At 61.3% G+C, this 17110-nt stretch carries 16 protein-coding genes and 1 pseudogene; 13 read left to right on the top strand and 4 right to left on the bottom strand.

From position 1 onward, the window contains the following. The first annotated feature begins 151 nt into the window (after positions 1-151). The 6 genes and pseudogenes from G5575_RS10410 to G5575_RS10385 all read left to right on the top strand — a co-directional run bounded on the left by G5575_RS10410 (position 152) and on the right by G5575_RS10385 (position 6824). Positions 152-427, top strand: coding sequence for a hypothetical protein (locus G5575_RS10410; protein WP_164534256.1), 276 nt, complete (start codon positions 152-154; stop codon positions 425-427). Positions 428-788: 361 nt separating this feature from the next. Next, positions 789-2558 (top strand): acetolactate synthase 3 large subunit, encoded by a 1770-nt coding sequence (locus tag G5575_RS10405; protein WP_164534255.1) that lies wholly within the window; start codon positions 789-791, stop codon positions 2556-2558. Between the two features lie 21 nt (positions 2559-2579). Beyond that, on the top strand, positions 2580-3134 hold the full coding sequence (ilvN, locus tag G5575_RS10400) for an acetolactate synthase small subunit (RefSeq protein ID WP_164534254.1): 555 nt from the start codon (positions 2580-2582) through the stop codon (positions 3132-3134). Between the two features lie 38 nt (positions 3135-3172). Next, positions 3173-3922 carry a pyridoxine 5'-phosphate synthase gene (locus tag G5575_RS10395; protein WP_407924853.1) on the top strand — a complete coding sequence of 250 codons (750 nt, stop codon included), beginning with the start codon at positions 3173-3175 and terminating at the stop codon, positions 3920-3922. Between the two features lie 234 nt (positions 3923-4156). Beyond that, positions 4157-4738: an NADPH-dependent FMN reductase gene (locus tag G5575_RS10390; RefSeq protein WP_164534253.1), complete on the top strand. Its 582-nt coding sequence runs from the start codon at positions 4157-4159 to the stop codon at positions 4736-4738. 162 nt (positions 4739-4900) lie between these two features. Then, positions 4901-6824, top strand: a pseudogene (locus G5575_RS10385) (potassium transporter Kup). Between the two features lie 46 nt (positions 6825-6870). Here G5575_RS10385 and G5575_RS10380 read toward each other — a convergent pair. The 4 genes from G5575_RS10380 to G5575_RS10365 form a co-directional block, all read right to left on the bottom strand. After that, on the bottom strand, positions 6871-7305 hold the full coding sequence (locus tag G5575_RS10380; RefSeq protein WP_164534252.1) for a hypothetical protein: 435 nt from the start codon (positions 7303-7305) through the stop codon (positions 6871-6873). Positions 7306-7399: 94 nt separating this feature from the next. Next, on the bottom strand, positions 7400-8635 hold the full coding sequence (locus tag G5575_RS10375) for an NADH:flavin oxidoreductase/NADH oxidase (protein WP_235935917.1): 1236 nt from the start codon (positions 8633-8635) through the stop codon (positions 7400-7402). Between the two features lie 8 nt (positions 8636-8643). Then, entirely contained in the window at positions 8644-8829 is a 186-nt protein-coding gene (locus G5575_RS10370) for a hypothetical protein (protein WP_164534251.1), read from the bottom strand. 139 nt (positions 8830-8968) lie between these two features. Then, positions 8969-9232 (bottom strand): hypothetical protein, encoded by a 264-nt coding sequence (locus tag G5575_RS10365; protein ID WP_164533781.1) that lies wholly within the window; start codon positions 9230-9232, stop codon positions 8969-8971. On the opposite strand from G5575_RS10365, the gene xth reads away from it, so the two are divergent. The 7 genes from xth to G5575_RS10330 all read left to right on the top strand — a co-directional run bounded on the left by xth (position 9219) and on the right by G5575_RS10330 (position 17064). After that, positions 9219-9995: an exodeoxyribonuclease III gene (xth, locus tag G5575_RS10360; RefSeq protein ID WP_328765960.1), complete on the top strand. Its 777-nt coding sequence runs from the start codon at positions 9219-9221 to the stop codon at positions 9993-9995. The two genes, G5575_RS10365 and xth, sit on opposite strands and share 14 nt — an antisense overlap. Positions 9996-10089: 94 nt before the next feature. Then, on the top strand, positions 10090-10737 hold the full coding sequence (locus tag G5575_RS10355) for a TetR/AcrR family transcriptional regulator (RefSeq protein ID WP_164534249.1): 648 nt from the start codon (positions 10090-10092) through the stop codon (positions 10735-10737). Between the two features lie 29 nt (positions 10738-10766). Beyond that, positions 10767-11786 carry a ketol-acid reductoisomerase gene (ilvC, locus tag G5575_RS10350; protein ID WP_164534248.1) on the top strand — a complete coding sequence of 340 codons (1020 nt, stop codon included), beginning with the start codon at positions 10767-10769 and terminating at the stop codon, positions 11784-11786. Between the two features lie 122 nt (positions 11787-11908). After that, entirely contained in the window at positions 11909-13672 is a 1764-nt protein-coding gene (locus tag G5575_RS10345; RefSeq protein ID WP_164534247.1) for a B12-binding domain-containing radical SAM protein, read from the top strand. A gap of 70 nt (positions 13673-13742) precedes the next feature. Next, entirely contained in the window at positions 13743-14231 is a 489-nt protein-coding gene (locus tag G5575_RS10340) for a heme-degrading domain-containing protein (protein ID WP_164534246.1), read from the top strand. A 57-nt stretch (positions 14232-14288) separates the two neighbouring features. After that, the gene (locus G5575_RS10335; protein ID WP_164534245.1) at positions 14289-15179 is read left to right on the top strand and encodes a PhzF family phenazine biosynthesis protein; all 891 of its coding nucleotides are present in this window, start codon (positions 14289-14291) and stop codon (positions 15177-15179) included. Positions 15180-15504: 325 nt separating this feature from the next. Next, positions 15505-17064 (top strand): 2-isopropylmalate synthase, encoded by a 1560-nt coding sequence (locus tag G5575_RS10330; RefSeq protein ID WP_164534244.1) that lies wholly within the window; start codon positions 15505-15507, stop codon positions 17062-17064. Positions 17065-17110 lie beyond the last annotated feature (46 nt).

Here is a 17110-nt window from a genome sequence, read left to right as displayed (position 1 = left end):
CTCGCGCGCCCGGTCTAGCGAAAGAGAGGGCGCGGGGGAAGCGCGGCGATGCGGGGAGCCGTCGCTCACGATCGCGTTAATAAAGTTAAAACTGTACCGGAACCTTTGCGTGAACGGTGCATTTCCGGATCAGCATCCTTTGGAGGACTACATGCACAAGATCCTGATCATCGCCGCCACCACCCTTTCCCTCGCTGCCTGCACCACCACCCAGCAGGGTGCAACTGTTGGCGCAATTGGCGGCGGCGTTATCGGCGCTGCAGCAACCGGCGGTAGCCTTGTTGGTACGGCAGTTGGCGCTGGCATCGGCGCCGTTGCTGGTGCAGCTGCTGGCAACGTTGTTGGCTATTACGGCGAAAGCCGCGACCGCTGCGTCTACGAAGAGCCCAATGGCAACCGCTACATTGCGGCCTGCCCGCGCGGCTAACACCGAATAGCCGTAGCGCCCCCTGCGGCTCTGCGCCCCCAGGCGCCAGACACCCGACCGCCCCCGGTCGGGTGTTTTATTTTGTCTGAACCGGTGGGACCAGCATCGGCTTGACTTGGAGCAAACAATGCTCTTAACAATGCACCGTCTTATTTTGTGGAGCGGTCCAGTGCGGGCACTCATTCTCGTAGTATGCAGGCGCATCGGCACCGTGGGGTAAAACCCCGCGCGATAGCTGGTGCGCCGAACACAGGTCCCGAAGGGGGCCTTTTTATTGCCTTGTTTCGCGGGTGCGGATGTGAGGCGCAGTGATGGCGAGGCCCCGCTGGGAGGGGCAAAGGACTTAGGGAAGGGCTGTGTAATGGCCGAAAGAATGACCGGCGCGGAAATGGTGATCCAGGCGCTTACGGACCAGGGTGTCGAGCACATCTTCGGCTATCCGGGCGGCGCGGCTTTGCCGATCTATGATGCCATTTTCCAGCAGGATTTCGTTCAGCATATTCTCGTGCGCCACGAACAGGGCGCAACGCATATGGCCGAGGGCTATGCGCGCTCGACCGGCAAGCCCGGTGTCGTGCTGGTGACCTCCGGACCCGGTGCTACCAATGCGGTCACGGGCCTCACCGATGCGCTGCTCGATTCCATCCCCCTCGTCTGCATCACCGCTCAGGTCCCGACGACGCTGATCGGCACCGACGCCTTCCAGGAGTGCGATACGGTCGGCATTACCCGCTCCTGCACCAAGCACAATTATCTGGTGAAGTCGGTCGCCGACCTGCCGCGCATCCTGCACGAAGCGTTCCTGATCGCTACGACCGGCCGTCCGGGCCCAGTGGTGATCGACATTCCCAAGGATGTCCAGTTCGCCATGGGCGACTATTATCGGCCGGACGCCGATACCTTGCGGCACCAGTCTTATCGTCCACAGGTCGATGGCGACCTCAAGGCGATCGAAGCGGCTGTCGACCTCATGCTCAAAGCCGAGCGGCCGATCTTTTACACCGGCGGCGGCGTCATCAATGCGGGTCCAGAAGCATCGGAAAATTTGCGCGAGCTGGCGGAACTGACCGGCTTCCCGGTGACCTCGACGCTCATGGGTCTGGGCGCCTTCCCGGCATCGAACCCGCAGTGGATGGGCATGCTGGGCATGCACGGCACCTACGAGGCCAACCTTGCGATGCATGACTGCGACGTCATGATCAATATCGGCGCGCGCTTCGACGACCGCATCACCGGCCGCATCGACGCCTTCTCACCCAACAGCACCAAGATTCATGTCGATATCGACCCGTCCTCGATCAACAAGGTCGTGCAGGTTCATGTCCCGATCATCGGCGATTGCAACCGCGTGCTCGAGGAGATGATCCGCATCTGGCGGTCCAAGACCAACCAGCCGCGTACCGAAGCCATTGCGCCCTGGTGGAACCAGATCCAGAAGTGGCGCGATGTCGGTTCGCTGAATTTCACGAACTCCGATACCACCATCAAGCCGCAATGGGCGATCCAGCGCCTTTATGAGGCCACCAAGGCCCAGGGCAAGGACGTCTTCATCACCACAGAAGTCGGGCAGCACCAGATGTGGGCGGCGCAGCACTTCCACTTCGACAAGCCCAACCGCTGGATGACCTCGGGCGGCCTTGGCACTATGGGCTATGGCCTGCCGGCCGCGGTCGGCGTGCAGGTGGCGCATCCCGATGCGCTCGTGATCGACATTGCCGGCGAAGCCTCGGTGCAGATGACGATGCAGGAAATGTCGACGGCGGTGCAATATCGCCTGCCGATCAAGATCTTCATTCTCAACAACGAGCGCATGGGCATGGTCCGCCAGTGGCAGGACCTCCTTCACGGCTCGCGCTACGCGCATTCCTATTCGGAATCGCTGCCCGATTTCGTCAAGCTGGCAGAGGCTTACGGCGGCAAGGGCATCCGGTGCGAGAACCCGGCCGAACTCGATGCGGCCATTGCCGAAATGCTCGACTACGATGGTCCGGTGCTGTTCGACGTCATCGTTGAGAAGGACGAAAACTGCCTGCCGATGATCCCGTCTGGCAAGCCACATAACGAGATCATCCTGCCCGACACCGCCAATATCGGGTCCATCATCGACGAAAAGGGACGGCAGCTGGTTTAGGCCGGTTGCGGAGATACGGACATGAACGCACATCTGCAGCCCACCGGCTCGGCCTATTTCCTGACCCAGGAAACCCAGCAGACCGAACGCCACACGCTCTCCGTCCTCGTCGACAACGAGCCTGGCATTCTCGCCCGCGTCGTTGGCCTATTTTCGGCCCGTGGCTACAATATCGAAAGCCTGACCGTCAGCGAGACCGAACACGACAAGCGACTTAGTCGCATCACCGTTGTCGTTGTCGCCACGCAGAAGGTCCTCGTGCAGATCAAGCTGCAGCTCGAGCGCCTTGTGCCGGTGCACAAGGTGCATGACCTCACGGCCGAGGGCTCCTATGTCGAGCGCGAACTGGCGCTGATCAAGGTTCGCGGCACTGGCGATCACCGTGCCGAAACCCTGCGCCTGGCCGATGCTTTCCGCGCGCATATCATCGATGCGACCGTTGAAAGCTTCATCTTCGAGGTGACCGGCAAGCCGGACAAGATCGATAGCTTCATCGCGTTGATGGCGCCGCTCGGCCTCGTCGAAGTGGTCCGCACCGGCCTCGCCGCGATCGGACGTGGCCCGGAAGGCATGTAATGGTGTATGGCAGGTCTCGTTAGCCGCGAGACCTGCCAATGACCCTTCTCTCCGTCAACCTCAATGCCGTCGCCCAGTTGCGCAACCGGCGCGATCTGCCCTGGCCCAGCGTCACCGGTATCGCGCGCGTCGTGCTCGATGCGGGCGCGAGCGGCATCACCATTCATCCGCGGCCCGACGAGCGCCATATAAGGCGCACTGACGTGTTCGAGCTTTCGACGCTGTTGCGGTCCGACTATCCGAATGCCGAGTTCAATATCGAAGGCTATCCCAGCGAAGATTTTCTCGCACTCATCGATCAAGTCGATCCGGAGCAGGTGACGCTGGTGCCGGATGATCCGGCGCAGGCGACGTCCGACCACGGTTGGGATTTCCATGGGCAGGCAGACTTCTTGGCGTCGGTCATCGAGCGCCTGAATAAACCGGGCCGCCGCATCTCCTTGTTCTGCGATCCGGACGCTGGTTCGGCCGGCGTCGCCGCCGCAAAAGCGACCGGTGCCGACAGAATCGAGCTTTTTACCGGACCCTATGGGGCATGTTTCGACGATCCGGCGCGAGCCGAGCGAGAGCTTGCGGCTCTGGCCGAGACAACCGAGGCGGCGCTCGCCATCGGGCTTGGCGTCAATGCAGGGCATGACCTCACGCTTGAAAACCTTCCGGCCTTCCAAGCCAAGGTTCCTGGCGTCGCAGAGGTCTCCATCGGACACGGCATAACCGCCGACGCCCTCTTGATGGGGTTCAGCGAAGCCGTTCGTCGCTATCGTGATGTCCTAGGCGACTTAAACTGACCATCGCTCGTTCTGCGCGAGTGAACAGTGCGTCATTCATCCCGCTTATCAAGCTCAATATGACCTGAGATAAGTTTCTAAAATCATCGAAACTTCAGGTTTCGCCAATACTTACACCAGTGATACCGGGGCACGCGAGTGATCCCGGGCGACAAGCAAGTGCCTTCTTGAGAGAAGGGCCTCCAGGCACATATATCGCCTCAGTTACGTTTTGTTACCAAGGAGGGCATTCCAATGTCCAATCTCAAGATCGGCGTCGTCATCTCGTCTACCCGTGCTACCCGTTTCGGCGACAAGCCGGCGCAGTGGATCCTGGACAAGGCCAATGCCCACGGCGGAATCGACGCCGAACTGCTCGACCTGCGCGACTTCGACCTTCCGTTCTTTGACGAAGCCGCGTCCAACCTCTGGATGCCGTCGAGCGACCCGCGCGCCGTGGCATGGCAGAACAAGCTGGCCGAATTTGACGGCTTCATCTTCGTCATTGCCGAATACAACCGTTCCATTACCGGCGCGCTGAAGAACGCTCTCGACCAGTCCTACAAGGAATGGAACCGCAAGCCGTTCGGCATCGTCGGCTACGGCACGGTTGGTGCTGCCCGCGCTGCAGAACACCTGCGCGGCATCGGCGTCGAACTGCAGATGGTTTCGACCCGCTCGGCCGTCCACATCGGTGGAAGCGACTTCTTCGCCGTTCACCCGCTCGGCCAGCAGAACAAGCCGTTCAGCGAGATCGAAGGCTCGATCGGCCCGTCGGCCAACGACATGCTCGACCAGCTGGTCTGGTGGGGCAACGCGACCAAGTCCGCTCGCTAAGAATTCGAAGACCTCCAAAGCTTCGTTTACCCGGGAGAGGCCGTTCCGAAAGGGGCGGCCTCTTTTGGTTTTGCGAACCAAAATGGCTCCCCGCGTGTTGTGTGTGACTGCCTGCGGGTGTATAGCCCCGCCGGCCTCAAACCAGCGAGAGCCCCAAAGCTCATGACGCGTGCGGATCAGGCCGGCTCTGCTGCCGGCGTCGTTGCGACCCATCAGGCTAGCCACGAAAAGAATAGTCTTCCCCTTCTCACCCTGGGCGCGATCGGGGTTGTTTATGGCGATATCGGCACCAGCCCGATCTATGCCTTCCGGCAGGCGACACATGTTCGCCCCGGTGCGGCCGGTACCGACGTTGAAATTCTTGGCCTTCTGTCACTGATCGTCTGGGCGCTGACGCTGACCGTTGCGGTCAAATACGTTTTCTTCGTTACCCGCGCCGACAACAATGGCGAAGGCGGTACGCTGAGCCTCATGGCGCTTGCGCGCAAGACCTTTACCAAGCCACCAATCTGGATCACCGCGCTTGGCGTCTTGGGTGCGGCGCTGTTCTTCGGCGACGCGATTATCACGCCAGCCATTTCGGTGCTCTCGGCAGTCGAGGGCGTGGAGCTGGTGGCGCCCGGCATGACCCGCTGGGTGGTGCCGATAACGCTTCTGATCATTGTCGGCATCTTTGCCGTCCAGCGCTTCGGCACGGCGAAAGTCGCCAATGTTTTCGGGCCGATTACGGCGGTCTGGTTTCTGACCTTGGGCGTTTCGGGCCTTGTGCAGATCATCAACTATCCAGCCGTGTTGATGGCGCTCAACCCCTTGCTTGGGTTCGGCTTTCTGTTCACCCATTTCGGCATCGCCTTCGTGGTGATGGGCGCGATCTTCCTTGCGGTTACCGGCGCCGAGGCCCTCTACGTCGATCTCGGCCATTTCGGACGCAAGCCGATCGTCATCGCCTGGTTCAGCCTGGTATTTCCGAGCCTGCTGCTGAATTATTTCGGGCAGGGTGCTTTCGTGCTTCTCGAGGGTGTCGAGAATGTCGAGAGTCCGTTCTTCGAAATGCAGCCGGAATGGGCGCTGCTGCCCTTCGTCATTCTTGCGACCATGGCGACGATCATCGCCAGCCAGGCCGTGATCTCGGGAACGTACAGCCTTACGCAGCAGGCGATCGCTCTCAACATGCTGCCGCGCATGGTGGTTCAGCACACTTCGGCGACGCAAAGCGGGCAGATCTACATGCCGCAGATCAACACCATGCTGATGATCGGCGTACTGTTGCTGGTCGCGATTTTTGGAAGTTCGGAAGCTCTATCAAACGCTTACGGTATTGCCGTGTCGGGCGTGATGATCGTTACGCTTTCGCTTCTGATCGTCGTGATGTGGCGGAACTGGAAGTGGCACCCGATCGCGGTGATCGGCTTCGGGCTCCTGTTTGCTGTGATCGATGGCGGTTTCTTTGCCGCGAATGCAGCAAAACTGTTCCAAGGTGGCTGGGTGCCGGCAGTTGTCGCGCTGGCGGTAGCATTATTGATGTGGAGCTGGATGGCGGGGCGGGCGCGTCTCTCCGAAAAAAACGCGACGGGACGAAGTGCCTCTCGAGTTCTTGGTCAACAATCTTTCCAAAAAGAAGCCAACGACTGTGCCGGGTACGGCGATCTTCTTGACATCTGATGTCGAGGGGGCGCCGACGGCGTTGTTGCACTCGCTCAAGCACTACAAGGTCTTGCACGAGCAAAATGTCATCCTGACCGTGCGCACCTCGACTTCGCCGCGCGTGCCGGACGATGAGAAGGTGACGATCGACGCCTATAACGAGCTGTTCTTCCGCGTCGTCGTGACCTTCGGCTTCATGGAAAGTCCTAATATTCCCAAGGCCTTGGCCCTGGCGCGTAAACTGGGATGGAAGTTCGACATCATGTCGACGTCGTTCTTCCTTTCACGCCGTTCGCTGAAGCTTGGGACAAAATCGGGCATGCTGCGCTTCTGGCAGGACCGGCTGTTTATCCGTCTGGCTCGCAATGCCAGCGATGCGACGGAATATTTCCATATCCCCACCGGTCGCGTGGTGGAGATTGGCACTCAGGTCATCATTTAGGGACGTCTAGGAGCCAAGTGTTAGCAGACTGCTAGCACTTGCCGCCTCACTTCGGGATGTCTGGGCAGACATAGGGCACTTGCGCTGGTGCGAAGCGCTGTTCCTCGGCGCCGCCGACCAGTTTGAGGTTCAGCACCAATTCGGCATCGCTGACGGAGGTGATGTCGGCGCTGATGGTCATGCCGTCTTCTTCCCATGAGATTTCGGTGTCGGAAACCTGCTGCCAGGTCGAGAGGCGATAGGTTTCCCAGCAGCTGTCCGAAACCAGGGTGCCGTCGGCGAGGAAGATATGCATGACGCCGGGCAGCGAGTCGGCTGCGCCCTGCATGACCCAGACGCGATTGAGGAGCGGGTTGTCGCCATCGGCATCGCCCGCCTCCTCGACGACCTCTTCGGCGTCCTGCGCCAGGGCGGGGAGGGTGGTGCAGGCGCCGACGCCCCATGCGGTCATCAGCGCCAGAATTGCAGCCTTGGTATCCATCTGCGTCTCTCCCTTTCCCGTGATTTGGGCTTTGACCCAGTTGATCACAAGAGGGACACCCTCATGTCGGCAAAATTGAGATGGTGCAGCGACACTATTGTGCCGCTTGCGCCTTGCTGCGTTCGCTCATGACGCGGTGGTAGTCGGAAACGCGACGCGTCTGGACCGGCCATGGCGTGAAATCGCCGCCGAGAGCGACATTGGCGTGGAGCGGCCAGTTAGGATCGTCGAGGGCGCCGCGTGCCAAGGCGATGAAGTCGGTTTCGCCATTCTCCAGGAAGGCTTCTGCTTCTTCTGGATCGCCCAGCAGTCCGACGGCCATGGTGGGGATGTCGGCACCTTGCTTCACGGCTCGGGCGAAGGGCAGCTGGTAGGCCGGGGCAGCAGAGATGCGGCCCTGGGCGAAGCCGCCGCTCGAACAGTCGATGGCATCGACGCCAAGCGCCTTAAGCTCGCGGGCGAGAACGACACTGTCTTCGACCTGCCAGCCACCAGCGGCATTGTCGCTGACAGAGAGGCGAACGAGCAGCGGCTTGTCGGCTGGCCACACGGCGCGAACCGCTTCGGTGACTTCGAGCACCAGACGCATGCGGTTTTCGCGGCTCCCGCCATATTGGTCGGTACGGTGATTAGCCAGGGGCGAAAGGAACTGATTGAGCAGGTAGCCGTGCGCGGCGTGAATTTCGACCGTATCGAAGCCGGCTCGATCGGCGCGCTCGGCTGCGGCCACGAAACCGTCGATGACGCGGCGGATACCGGCATGGTCGAGCTCGGCCGGTACCTGGAAATCCGGATTGGACGGGTCATTGGACTCGGCGCTCGGCGCAACCGGCTTCCAATGCTCATATCCGAGGGCACGGCGCTGTTCTTCGGTCGCGAGGTGCTCGGGCTTATTCCAGGACACGGAGGTCGAAGCCTTGCGGCCAGCATGGGCGAGTTGGATACCCGCGGCTGCGCCCTGGCTGTGGAGAAAATCGACGATGCGCGCGAGCGGGGCGATGTGTTCGTCCTTCCAAAGGCCAAGGTCGCCATAGGTGATGCGGCCTTCCGGTACGACGCCCGTTGCCTCGAGCAGGACGAGGCCAAAGCCACCCATGCCGAAGCGCCCCAGATGCACGAAGTGCCAGTCGTTGGCAAAACCGTCCTGCGCCGAATATTGGCACATGGGCGCGACGACGGCGCGGTTGCGCAGGGTGAGGCCGCGCAGCGTGGTGGGGCTAAAAGCTTGGACATTGGTATTCCGGGGTAGGTGGGTCTTTGCGCCTACATGGGCCCTTTGCCCTCCATCGGCAAGTGCCGATGAAAAGAGGCTGTCCTGCTCGTGGTGCAAGGGTGGCCTCAGCCGGGCAACATCATCAGCACACGCTGCAGCAATGCCGGATTGGTCCAGAGGAAATAGGCGGCGGCAACGATTGCGGCGAGCACGGCAAAGCCGATGACTTTCTTGAGCACGGAAAACACCAGCCACAGGATGACGACGGCAGCGACACCGAGGCCGATCATGGTGGCGGAGTCAGTTGGCATTGCGCAGGTCCTCGTGTTCACGGGCTAGGTACCGTGTTCGAAGCAAGGAAGTCACCCCTTCCGCGGCAGAGACTTGAAGGATGCCTGCTGAACCGGACGCATGTCTGTTCGTTGTGACGATATGCGTACGCTTTCAACATCAATTTTCCTGGCCCTTATGACCGCCGTGCCTGCTTTCGCGCAGTGTCCGCCAGCTGCCGTCGGGAACACGGCTGACGAAATACGCAGCAACGAGCAGCGCATCGTCTGCCTGCAGCAGCAGTTGGCGGTCGAGACCGAGCGGCGGCAGCTGGGTATCGAGCTTGATCTGCTCAATCAGCGGCTGCGCGATCTGCAGCTGCAGCGGCAATTCGATGTGTTGCCGGCACCGGTGGTGCCGAGATTTTAGCGTGCGCATCGCCACCTACAATATCAACGGCATCAATGGGCGATTGCCGCTGCTGCTCGAATGGCTCGACGCCACCCAGCCAGACGTGGTCTGCCTGCAGGAGCTCAAGGCTCCCGATGAGCGGTTCCCTAGGCGTGAGATCGAAGGTGCGGGCTATGGCGCGATCTGGCATGGGCAAAAGAGCTGGAACGGCGTCGCTATCCTCGCCCGTTACAGCGAGCCGATCGAAACACGCCGCGGACTGCCGGGTGACGATGAAGACTTGCAGTCGCGCTATATCGAGGCCGCGGTCAACGGCGTCCTGATTGGGTGTCTTTACCTGCCGAACGGCAATCCAGCGCCCGGGCCCAAGTTCGACTACAAACTCGGATGGTTCAAGCGCCTAGCCGCGCATGCACAAAGCCTCCTCGATGCAGACCTGCCGGTGGCCCTGGTCGGCGACTATAATGTGATGCCGACCGATCTCGATGTTTATGCGCCCGAACGCTGGCGCGACGACGCGCTGTTCCGGCCCGAAGTGCGCGAGGCCTTTGCCGATCTTGTGGGGCAGGGCTGGACCGATGCGATCAGGACGCTGCATCCACAAGAGCGCATCTATACGTTCTGGAAGTATTGGCGGAATTCGTTCGAGCGCGATGCTGGCCTGCGCATCGACCATTTCCTGCTCAGCCCTGGTTTGGCGAAGCGGCTGAAACGCGGCGGCGTGGATCGAGATTTTCGGGCCCGCGAGGGCGCAAGCGACCACGGTGCTGCGTGGATCGAACTGAACGACGCCTGACCCTCTAAAGAATCCACTTGCCTCTAACCGTACCGCACGGTACGCCAGCGCAACGATGCCGACGCGGTCGGTTGCCGCTGGTTGAGGAAGCGACATGGCGCTGGCCATAAAGGTCAATGAAGAAACGTTCACCCCGCGTCAGCAGGCTGTGCTGACGGCGGCGCTCGACCTTCTGGTCGAGAACGGAGACGGGCTGACCATGACTGCGGTAGCCCGGCGCGCTTCCTGTTCCAAGGAAACGCTCTACAAATGGTTCGGCGATCGCGATGGCCTCTTAACGGCAACCGTGCAGTGGCAGGCCGCCAAGGTGCGCATGCCCTTCGTCGATCGCAGCCACCTCAACGTCAAGGCGCTGCGCATCAGCCTCGAGGCCTTTGCGCGCGATCTGCTGACGACGATCATCGGCGAAGTGTCGATCACCCTCAACCGCACGGCGATCACCCATGCGGCGCAGGAAAAAGACAGTCTGGGCACGATCGTTCTGGAAAACGGACCGCTGGCCATTCGCCGGCGCCTGAAGCCGATCCTTGAAGCCGCACGCGATGCGCGGCTCTTGCGCTTTCCGTCCAGCGAAGACGCCTATCGCACCTTTTTCGGTCTTGTCGTGCGTGACGTGCAGATCCGTCTCCTGCTCGGCGACAAGGCGCTGACCCAATCCAATGCCGAGGCCAACATCGAAGACGATGTGAAGGTCGCGACAGACCAATTCCTGGCCCTCTACGGGACCAAGGCCGCCAACTAGAACAATCGCAAAATCGAGGGAGAACCCCAATGCGCGTTTATTACGATCGTGATGCCGATCTCAACATCATCAAGTCCAAGAAGGTCGCGATTGTCGGCTACGGCAGCCAGGGCCATGCCCATGTGCTGAACCTGCGCGATTCGGGCGTTACCGACGTCGTCGTGGCGCTGCGCCCCGGTTCGCCGTCGGCCAAGAAGGCAGAAGGCGAAGGCCTGCGCGTGATGTCGGTGGCCGACGCTGCCGCCTGGGCCGACGTCATCATGATGCTGACCCCTGACGAGCTTCAGGCCGACATCTACAAGAAGGACATCGAAGCCAATATCCGCGACGGCGCCGCCCTGGCCTTCGCCCATGGCCTCAACGTCCACTTCAACCTCATCGAGCCCAAGTCGACCGTCGACGTGATCATGATCGCGCCCAAGGGCCCGGGCCACACCGTGCGTGGCGAATACCAGAAGGGTGGCGGCGTGCCGTGCCTGATCGCCGTGCACCAGGACGCATCGGGCAATGCCCATGACATCGCACTGGCCTATGCTTCGGGCGTCGGTGGCGGCCGTTCGGGCATCATCGAAACCAACTTCCGCGAAGAATGCGAAACGGACCTGTTCGGCGAGCAGGCCGTGCTCTGCGGTGGTCTGGTCGAACTGATCCGTGCCGGCTTCGAAACGCTGGTGGAAGCCGGCTACGCTCCGGAAATGGCCTACTTCGAGTGCTTGCACGAAGTGAAGCTCATCGTCGACCTGATCTATCAGGGCGGCATCGCCAACATGAACTACTCGATCTCCAACACGGCCGAATGGGGCGAATACGTCACCGGCCCGCGCATCATCACCTCGGAAACCAAGGCCGAGATGAAGCGCGTTCTTCATGACATCCAGTCGGGCAAGTTCACCGCCGAGTGGATGCAGGAAATCAAGGCCGGCGGTTCGCGCTTCAAGGCAACCCGTCGCCTCCATGACGAACACCAGATCGAAGAAGTGGGCACCAAGCTCCGCGACATGATGCCGTGGATCAAGGCTGGGGCACTGGTCGACCGCGCCAAAAACTAAGTTTTGCAATATTTGATCTGGAACGGGGGCTTCGGCCCCCGTTTTGCTTTCCAGCCACAGTATTTCTGCTAGGCTATTCGCAGCGTCTACGGTCCCAACCCTCCATTTGCGAGGCTTTGACTATGACTAAGCGGTTGTGCCTCTACCTGATCAAGCCGTCGCACTATGACGACAAAGGCTATGTCATTCAGTGGAAGCTCTCGCCCATCCCGTCCAATTCGCTGGCATCGGTTTATGGGCTGGTGATCAACGCGCTTGATCAGCAGGCGCTGGGGCCGGACTGGACTGCCGATGTCAAAACCATCGACGAGACCAATACCGAGGTAGACGTTCGCGCCATCATCGCCGATGCGAAGAGTGCCGATGCGGCGCTGATCATGCTGATCGGGGTACAGTCGAACCAGTTTCCGCGTTCGCTGGACCTCGCGCGACCCTTGCTAGCAGCAGGGGTGCCGGTGGCGATCGGCGGCTTCCACGTGTCGGGCGTCATCTCGATGCTCAATGGCGAGGATGCCGACTTCAAGCAGGCTCAGGCCATGGGTATATCGCTGTTTGCCGGCGAGCTCGAAGGGCGGATGGAGCTGGTGCTGGCCGACGCCGTCGCCGGGACGATGAAGCCGCTCTACAATTACATGAACGATCTGCCTGGCATCGAGGATACGCCGGTGCCGTTCATGCCGGCCGAACACGTGTCGCGCACGGCCTATAACCTCACCAGCTTCGATGCAGGGCGTGGCTGTCCCTACCAGTGCTCGTTCTGTACCATCATCAACGTGCAGGGGCGCAAGTCGCGGCGGCGATCTCCCGACGACATCGAAAAGATCATCCGGCTCAACACCAGCCAGGGCGTGCACCGCTATTTCATCACCGACGACAACTTTGCCCGCAACAAGGATTGGGAAGCCATTCTCGACCGGCTGATCCATATGCGGGAAGTCGAGGGGATGAAGTTCAACTTCATCATCCAGGTCGATACGCTTTGCCATCGCATTCCCTGCTTCATCGAAAAATGCTCGCGTGCCGGGGTGACGCGCGTGTTCATCGGGCTCGAAAACGTCAATCCGGCCAATCTCAAGGACGCCAAGAAGCGGCAGAACAAGATCACCGAATATCGGGTCATGCTGCAGCAATGGAAGAAATGGCGGGTGATCACCTATGCCGGCTATATCCTCGGTTTTCCCACCGATACGCCTGAGCGGATCATGCACGACATCGATGTGGTGAAGCGCGAACTGCCGGTCGATATCCTCGAATTTTTCTTCCTGACGCCGTTGCCGGGTTCGGAGGACCACCAGAAGCTGCATCGGGCAGGGGTGGCGATGGACCCCGATCTCAATAAATACGACCTCAACCACTACACCACGGCTCACCCCACGATGAGCAAGGCGCAGTTCGAGAAGGTCTATGCGGATGCGTGGAGCCGCTATTATTCGCTGGACCATGTCGAAACGATCATGAGGCGGGCGGCAGTCTCAAGGATTTCCACGTCCCAGGTGCTGCTGCTTTCGACCTGGTTCATGGGCGCGCTCAAAATCGAGGGCGTGCATCCGCTCGAAGTCGGATGGATCCGGCGCAAGTCGCGGCTCAACCGCCGCTCGGGCATGCCGATCGAGCCGGCAATCCTGTTCTACCCAAAATACTATGCCGAGCTTGGCTGGAAGCTCATGCGCTGGGCGGCGCTTTATGTGCGATTTGGGCTCAAGCAACTCAAGGTCGAGCGCGATCCGAACCGTCATGCCTATACCGACCTAGCCATGTCGCCGGTGGGCGACGGGTCGGAGGAGGATCTCGAACTCTTCAAGACCACCGACGCGGTGGCGTGGCTCGATCAGCAGAAGCGGATCAATGATGCGCAGCACGGCATCAAGGTGCCGGCGGCGGAATAGGGCGCTTCGAATCGGGCTTTAGGTGCTTTAGAGTTTTTCCCGACGCATATGCCATCGCCGGGATCGGGACATGAGCACTGAAGACGACATCGCCCTGGTCAAGCGCCAGGAGCTGGAGCTGGTTTTGCCGGAATTCGACGAGGCGGTGGCCTTTGCGATCGGCGCCTCCGTGCGCGAGCGTGCGCTTCGGGACGGGCTGTCGCTGGTGGTCGATCTTCGTACGTGGGACCGGCAGCTGTTCTTTTCGGCGACGCCGGGCACCAGCTCGGACAATGCCGAATGGGTGCGGCGCAAGATCAATTCGGTTCGGCGCTTCCAGCGGGCTAGCTACCGGCTCGTACTAGAGCGCGGTGAAGCGCCGTTTCCGCCGCAGTCGGGCGCCGATCCGGCCGATTACGTCATTGCCGGCGGCGGCTTTCCGATCCGCGTTCCCGGCGCGGGGATCATCGGAACCCTGACGATTTCGGGCCTTCCGGGTCGCAAGGATCATGGCGTCGCCGTGGATGCGCTTTGCGATCACCTCGGCAAGAGCCGTGCGGACTACGCGCTCAGCGACTGACGCTTGACGGCTGCTTCGGCGAGCCTCAATGCTTCGGCGAATGGGGCGAGTATTTTTATGGCTGAGAAGCTGCGGTATCTGATTTTGGACGTCTTCACGCGGACGCCGCTGACCGGCAATGGCCTTGCGGTCATCCCGAACGCTGCGGGCCTGCTCGACGACGAGATGCAGGCCATCGCCCGCGAGTTCAACCTTTCCGAGACCGTCTTCATCTGCAAGCCGGAAGCCGAGCGCAATACCGCATCGGTCCGCATCTTCACGCCCTATGAGGAACTGCCTTTTGCCGGGCATCCGACGGTCGGCGCTGCCGTCGTTTTGGGACTGCAGGGCAAGGCCACGGCGCTGCGGATCGAGGAAAAGGTCGGGCTGGTGACGGCGCTGTTCGAGCGTATCGATCGCCGCACCGGGGAAGCGCGCTTCACGCTGCCGCGGCTGCCGGCGCGGATCGCCGACCTGCCGGAACGGCTGCCTTTGGCGCAGGCGCTGGGCATCGAGCCCGAAGAGATCGGCTGCGACATGTTCAAGCCGGCGGTGTTCTCGGCGGGCGTGACCTTCCACCTGGTGCCGGTGCGCAGCGCCGCGGTGTTGAAGCGGATCAAGGTCAACCGCGCCATGTGGTCGGACGTGTTCCACCATGACCACAACTCGGCCTATGTCTTTACCCTGACGCCGGAAGAGAGTGACAACGACATCGCCGCCCGCATGTTTGGCATGGGGCTGGGTGAAGATCCGGGCACGGGTTCGGCAGCGGCGGCGCTGATCGGGCTGCTTGCCGAACAGGCCTTGGGCAATGACCAGTCCGACTTCGTGCTGCGGCAAGGACATGAAATGGGCCGGCCGTGCCGCATCAACCTGCAGTTCCGCAAGCAGGAAGGGCTCTTGACCCACGGCGCCATCGGCGGCGAAGCCGTGGTCGTGGCCGAGGGCATGCTCGACCTCGGCGACTAGGGCGAACGGATTTTGCCGGTCCGGTCTTGCAACGACGCGGCGATTGGCGCATTGTTTGCTCAGAGACAAGCGTACCAGAGCGTACTCATGCAGCGCAGCCGCGCCAAAGCCATTGCAATTGCCCAAGCCCAGGTTGCTCAGACCCGGATGGTAATTGCTGCTGGCCTTTTGCTGCTTCCCGCCGCGCTTCTCCTTCTTCTTATCAGCCCCTGATCACCGGCAGCTCGTTTATCGAGCGGGTCGTCAGGGAGTGCGCCACCAACCGAACAGATGAAAATGTCCGGTCCAGCGAGCCATTGCCTCGGGGCCGATAGGGAAGACCAAAATGTCCGCCACTGCCAATTCCAACAAAGAACGCGTCTTTATTTTCGACACCACGCTGCGTGATGGCGAGCAATCGCCAGGTGCCACCATGACGCTGGAAGAAAAAATCCAGGTCGCCGATGCGCTGGACGAAATGGGCGTCGACATCATCGAAGCCGGTTTCCCGATCGCTTCGCAGGGCGACTTCGAGGCCGTTGTCGCCGTTGCCAAGCACGTCAAGAAGGCGCGCGTGGCAGGCCTCGCCCGCGCCATCACTGCCGACATCGACCGGGCAGGGGAGGCGGTGCGCCACGCCCAACAGGGCCGGATCCATACCTTTGTTTCCACCTCGCCGATTCACCTGGCCCACCAGATGAAAAAGACCGAGGACGAGGTCATCGAGATCATCGCCCTCACCGTGGCACAGGCGCGCAACCTGATCGATGACGTCGAATGGTCGGCCATGGACGCGACCCGCACGCCGCTCGAATTCCTGAAGCGCTGCGTCGAAACCGCGATCAAGGCCGGCGCAACGACGATCAACCTGCCCGACACCGTCGGCTATGCCGTGCCGGACGAACATTTCCGCATGTTCAAGACCATTATTGAAAGCGTGCCCGGCGCCGACAAGGCGATCTTTTCCGTCCACTGCCACAATGACCTGGGCATGGCCGTCGCCAACTCGCTGGCCGGCGTTGCCGGTGGTGCGCGGCAAATCGAATGCACGATCAATGGCCTGGGCGAGCGCGCCGGCAATGCGGCGCTCGAAGAAGTGGTGATGGCTCTGCGCACCCGCGGCGATGCTATGCCCTTCTACACCGATATCGAAACGACGCATCTGGCGCGCGCCAGCCGCGTGGTGGCCGCTGCGGCCAATTTCCCGGTGCAGTACAACAAGGCAATCGTGGGCAAGAACGCCTTCGCCCATGAGAGCGGCATCCATCAGGATGGCATGCTCAAGAATGCCGAAACCTATGAGATCATGACCCCGGCTAGCGTCGGCATCAAGGAAACGACCCTGGTCATGGGCAAGCATTCGGGCCGCGCCGCCTTCAAGGACAAGCTGAAGGAATTGGGCTACGAGCTTGGCGACAATGCCTTCCAGGAAGCCTTCCAGCGCTTCAAGGACCTGGCCGATCGAAAGAAGCACGTCTACGACGCCGATATCGTCGCGCTGGTCGATGACGAGGTCGGCTCGGTCGGCGATCGCATCCGCCTCGTCGACATGGAAGTGGTCAGCAAGACCGGTGGCGTGCACAAATGCAACCTGGTTGTCACCATCGATGGCGAGGAAACCGCTGTCTCCTATGAAGGCACCGGCTCGGTGGACGCCATCTTTAACGCCATCAAGGAAGCTGCAGGGCAGTCGCCGCATCTGGTGCTCTACGCCGTCGATGGCGTCACCGGCGGCACCGATGCGCAGGCTTCGGCCCATGTTCGCCTCGAAATGAATGGCCGGATCGCGTCGGGCAATGCGGCTGAGCCTGACACGCTGGTGGCGTCGGCGCGCGCTTACCTCAACGCGCTCAACCGCGTCATGATCGAGCGTGGCGCGGCGGCGCAGGGCGCCCTGGCCGGTTGACGCGCTTTCCGGCGGGTTTGTCGCCCGCCGGCCCTTGCCTATTGCC

The organism is Devosia aurantiaca (assembly GCF_011058215.1).
In the GTDB taxonomy this organism is placed as follows: Bacteria; Pseudomonadota; Alphaproteobacteria; order Rhizobiales; family Devosiaceae; genus Devosia; species Devosia aurantiaca.
The sequence above is the reverse complement of the archived record's forward strand: the minus strand, read 5'-3'. Positions and strand labels throughout refer to the sequence as shown.

What these genes read in the sequence shown, in the direction of transcription:
- G5575_RS10335 (WP_164534245.1), top strand. Translation starts at nt 14,289, where the DNA reads ATGGCTGAGAAGCTGCGGTATCTGATTTTGGACGTCTTCACGCGGACG.
- ilvC (WP_164534248.1), top strand. Translation starts at nt 10,767, where the DNA reads ATGCGCGTTTATTACGATCGTGATGCCGATCTCAACATCATCAAGTCC.
- G5575_RS10405 (WP_164534255.1), top strand. Translation starts at nt 789, where the DNA reads ATGGCCGAAAGAATGACCGGCGCGGAAATGGTGATCCAGGCGCTTACG.
- G5575_RS10410 (WP_164534256.1), top strand. Translation starts at nt 152, where the DNA reads ATGCACAAGATCCTGATCATCGCCGCCACCACCCTTTCCCTCGCTGCC.
- G5575_RS10380 (WP_164534252.1), bottom strand. Translation starts at nt 7,305, where the DNA reads ATGGATACCAAGGCTGCAATTCTGGCGCTGATGACCGCATGGGGCGTC.
- G5575_RS10345 (WP_164534247.1), top strand. Translation starts at nt 11,909, where the DNA reads ATGACTAAGCGGTTGTGCCTCTACCTGATCAAGCCGTCGCACTATGAC.
- G5575_RS10340 (WP_164534246.1), top strand. Translation starts at nt 13,743, where the DNA reads ATGAGCACTGAAGACGACATCGCCCTGGTCAAGCGCCAGGAGCTGGAG.
- G5575_RS10355 (WP_164534249.1), top strand. Translation starts at nt 10,090, where the DNA reads ATGGCGCTGGCCATAAAGGTCAATGAAGAAACGTTCACCCCGCGTCAG.
- G5575_RS10390 (WP_164534253.1), top strand. Translation starts at nt 4,157, where the DNA reads ATGTCCAATCTCAAGATCGGCGTCGTCATCTCGTCTACCCGTGCTACC.
- G5575_RS10370 (WP_164534251.1), bottom strand. Translation starts at nt 8,829, where the DNA reads ATGCCAACTGACTCCGCCACCATGATCGGCCTCGGTGTCGCTGCCGTC.
- ilvN (WP_164534254.1), top strand. Translation starts at nt 2,580, where the DNA reads ATGAACGCACATCTGCAGCCCACCGGCTCGGCCTATTTCCTGACCCAG.
- G5575_RS10395 (WP_407924853.1), top strand. Translation starts at nt 3,173, where the DNA reads ATGACCCTTCTCTCCGTCAACCTCAATGCCGTCGCCCAGTTGCGCAAC.
- G5575_RS10330 (WP_164534244.1), top strand. Translation starts at nt 15,505, where the DNA reads ATGTCCGCCACTGCCAATTCCAACAAAGAACGCGTCTTTATTTTCGAC.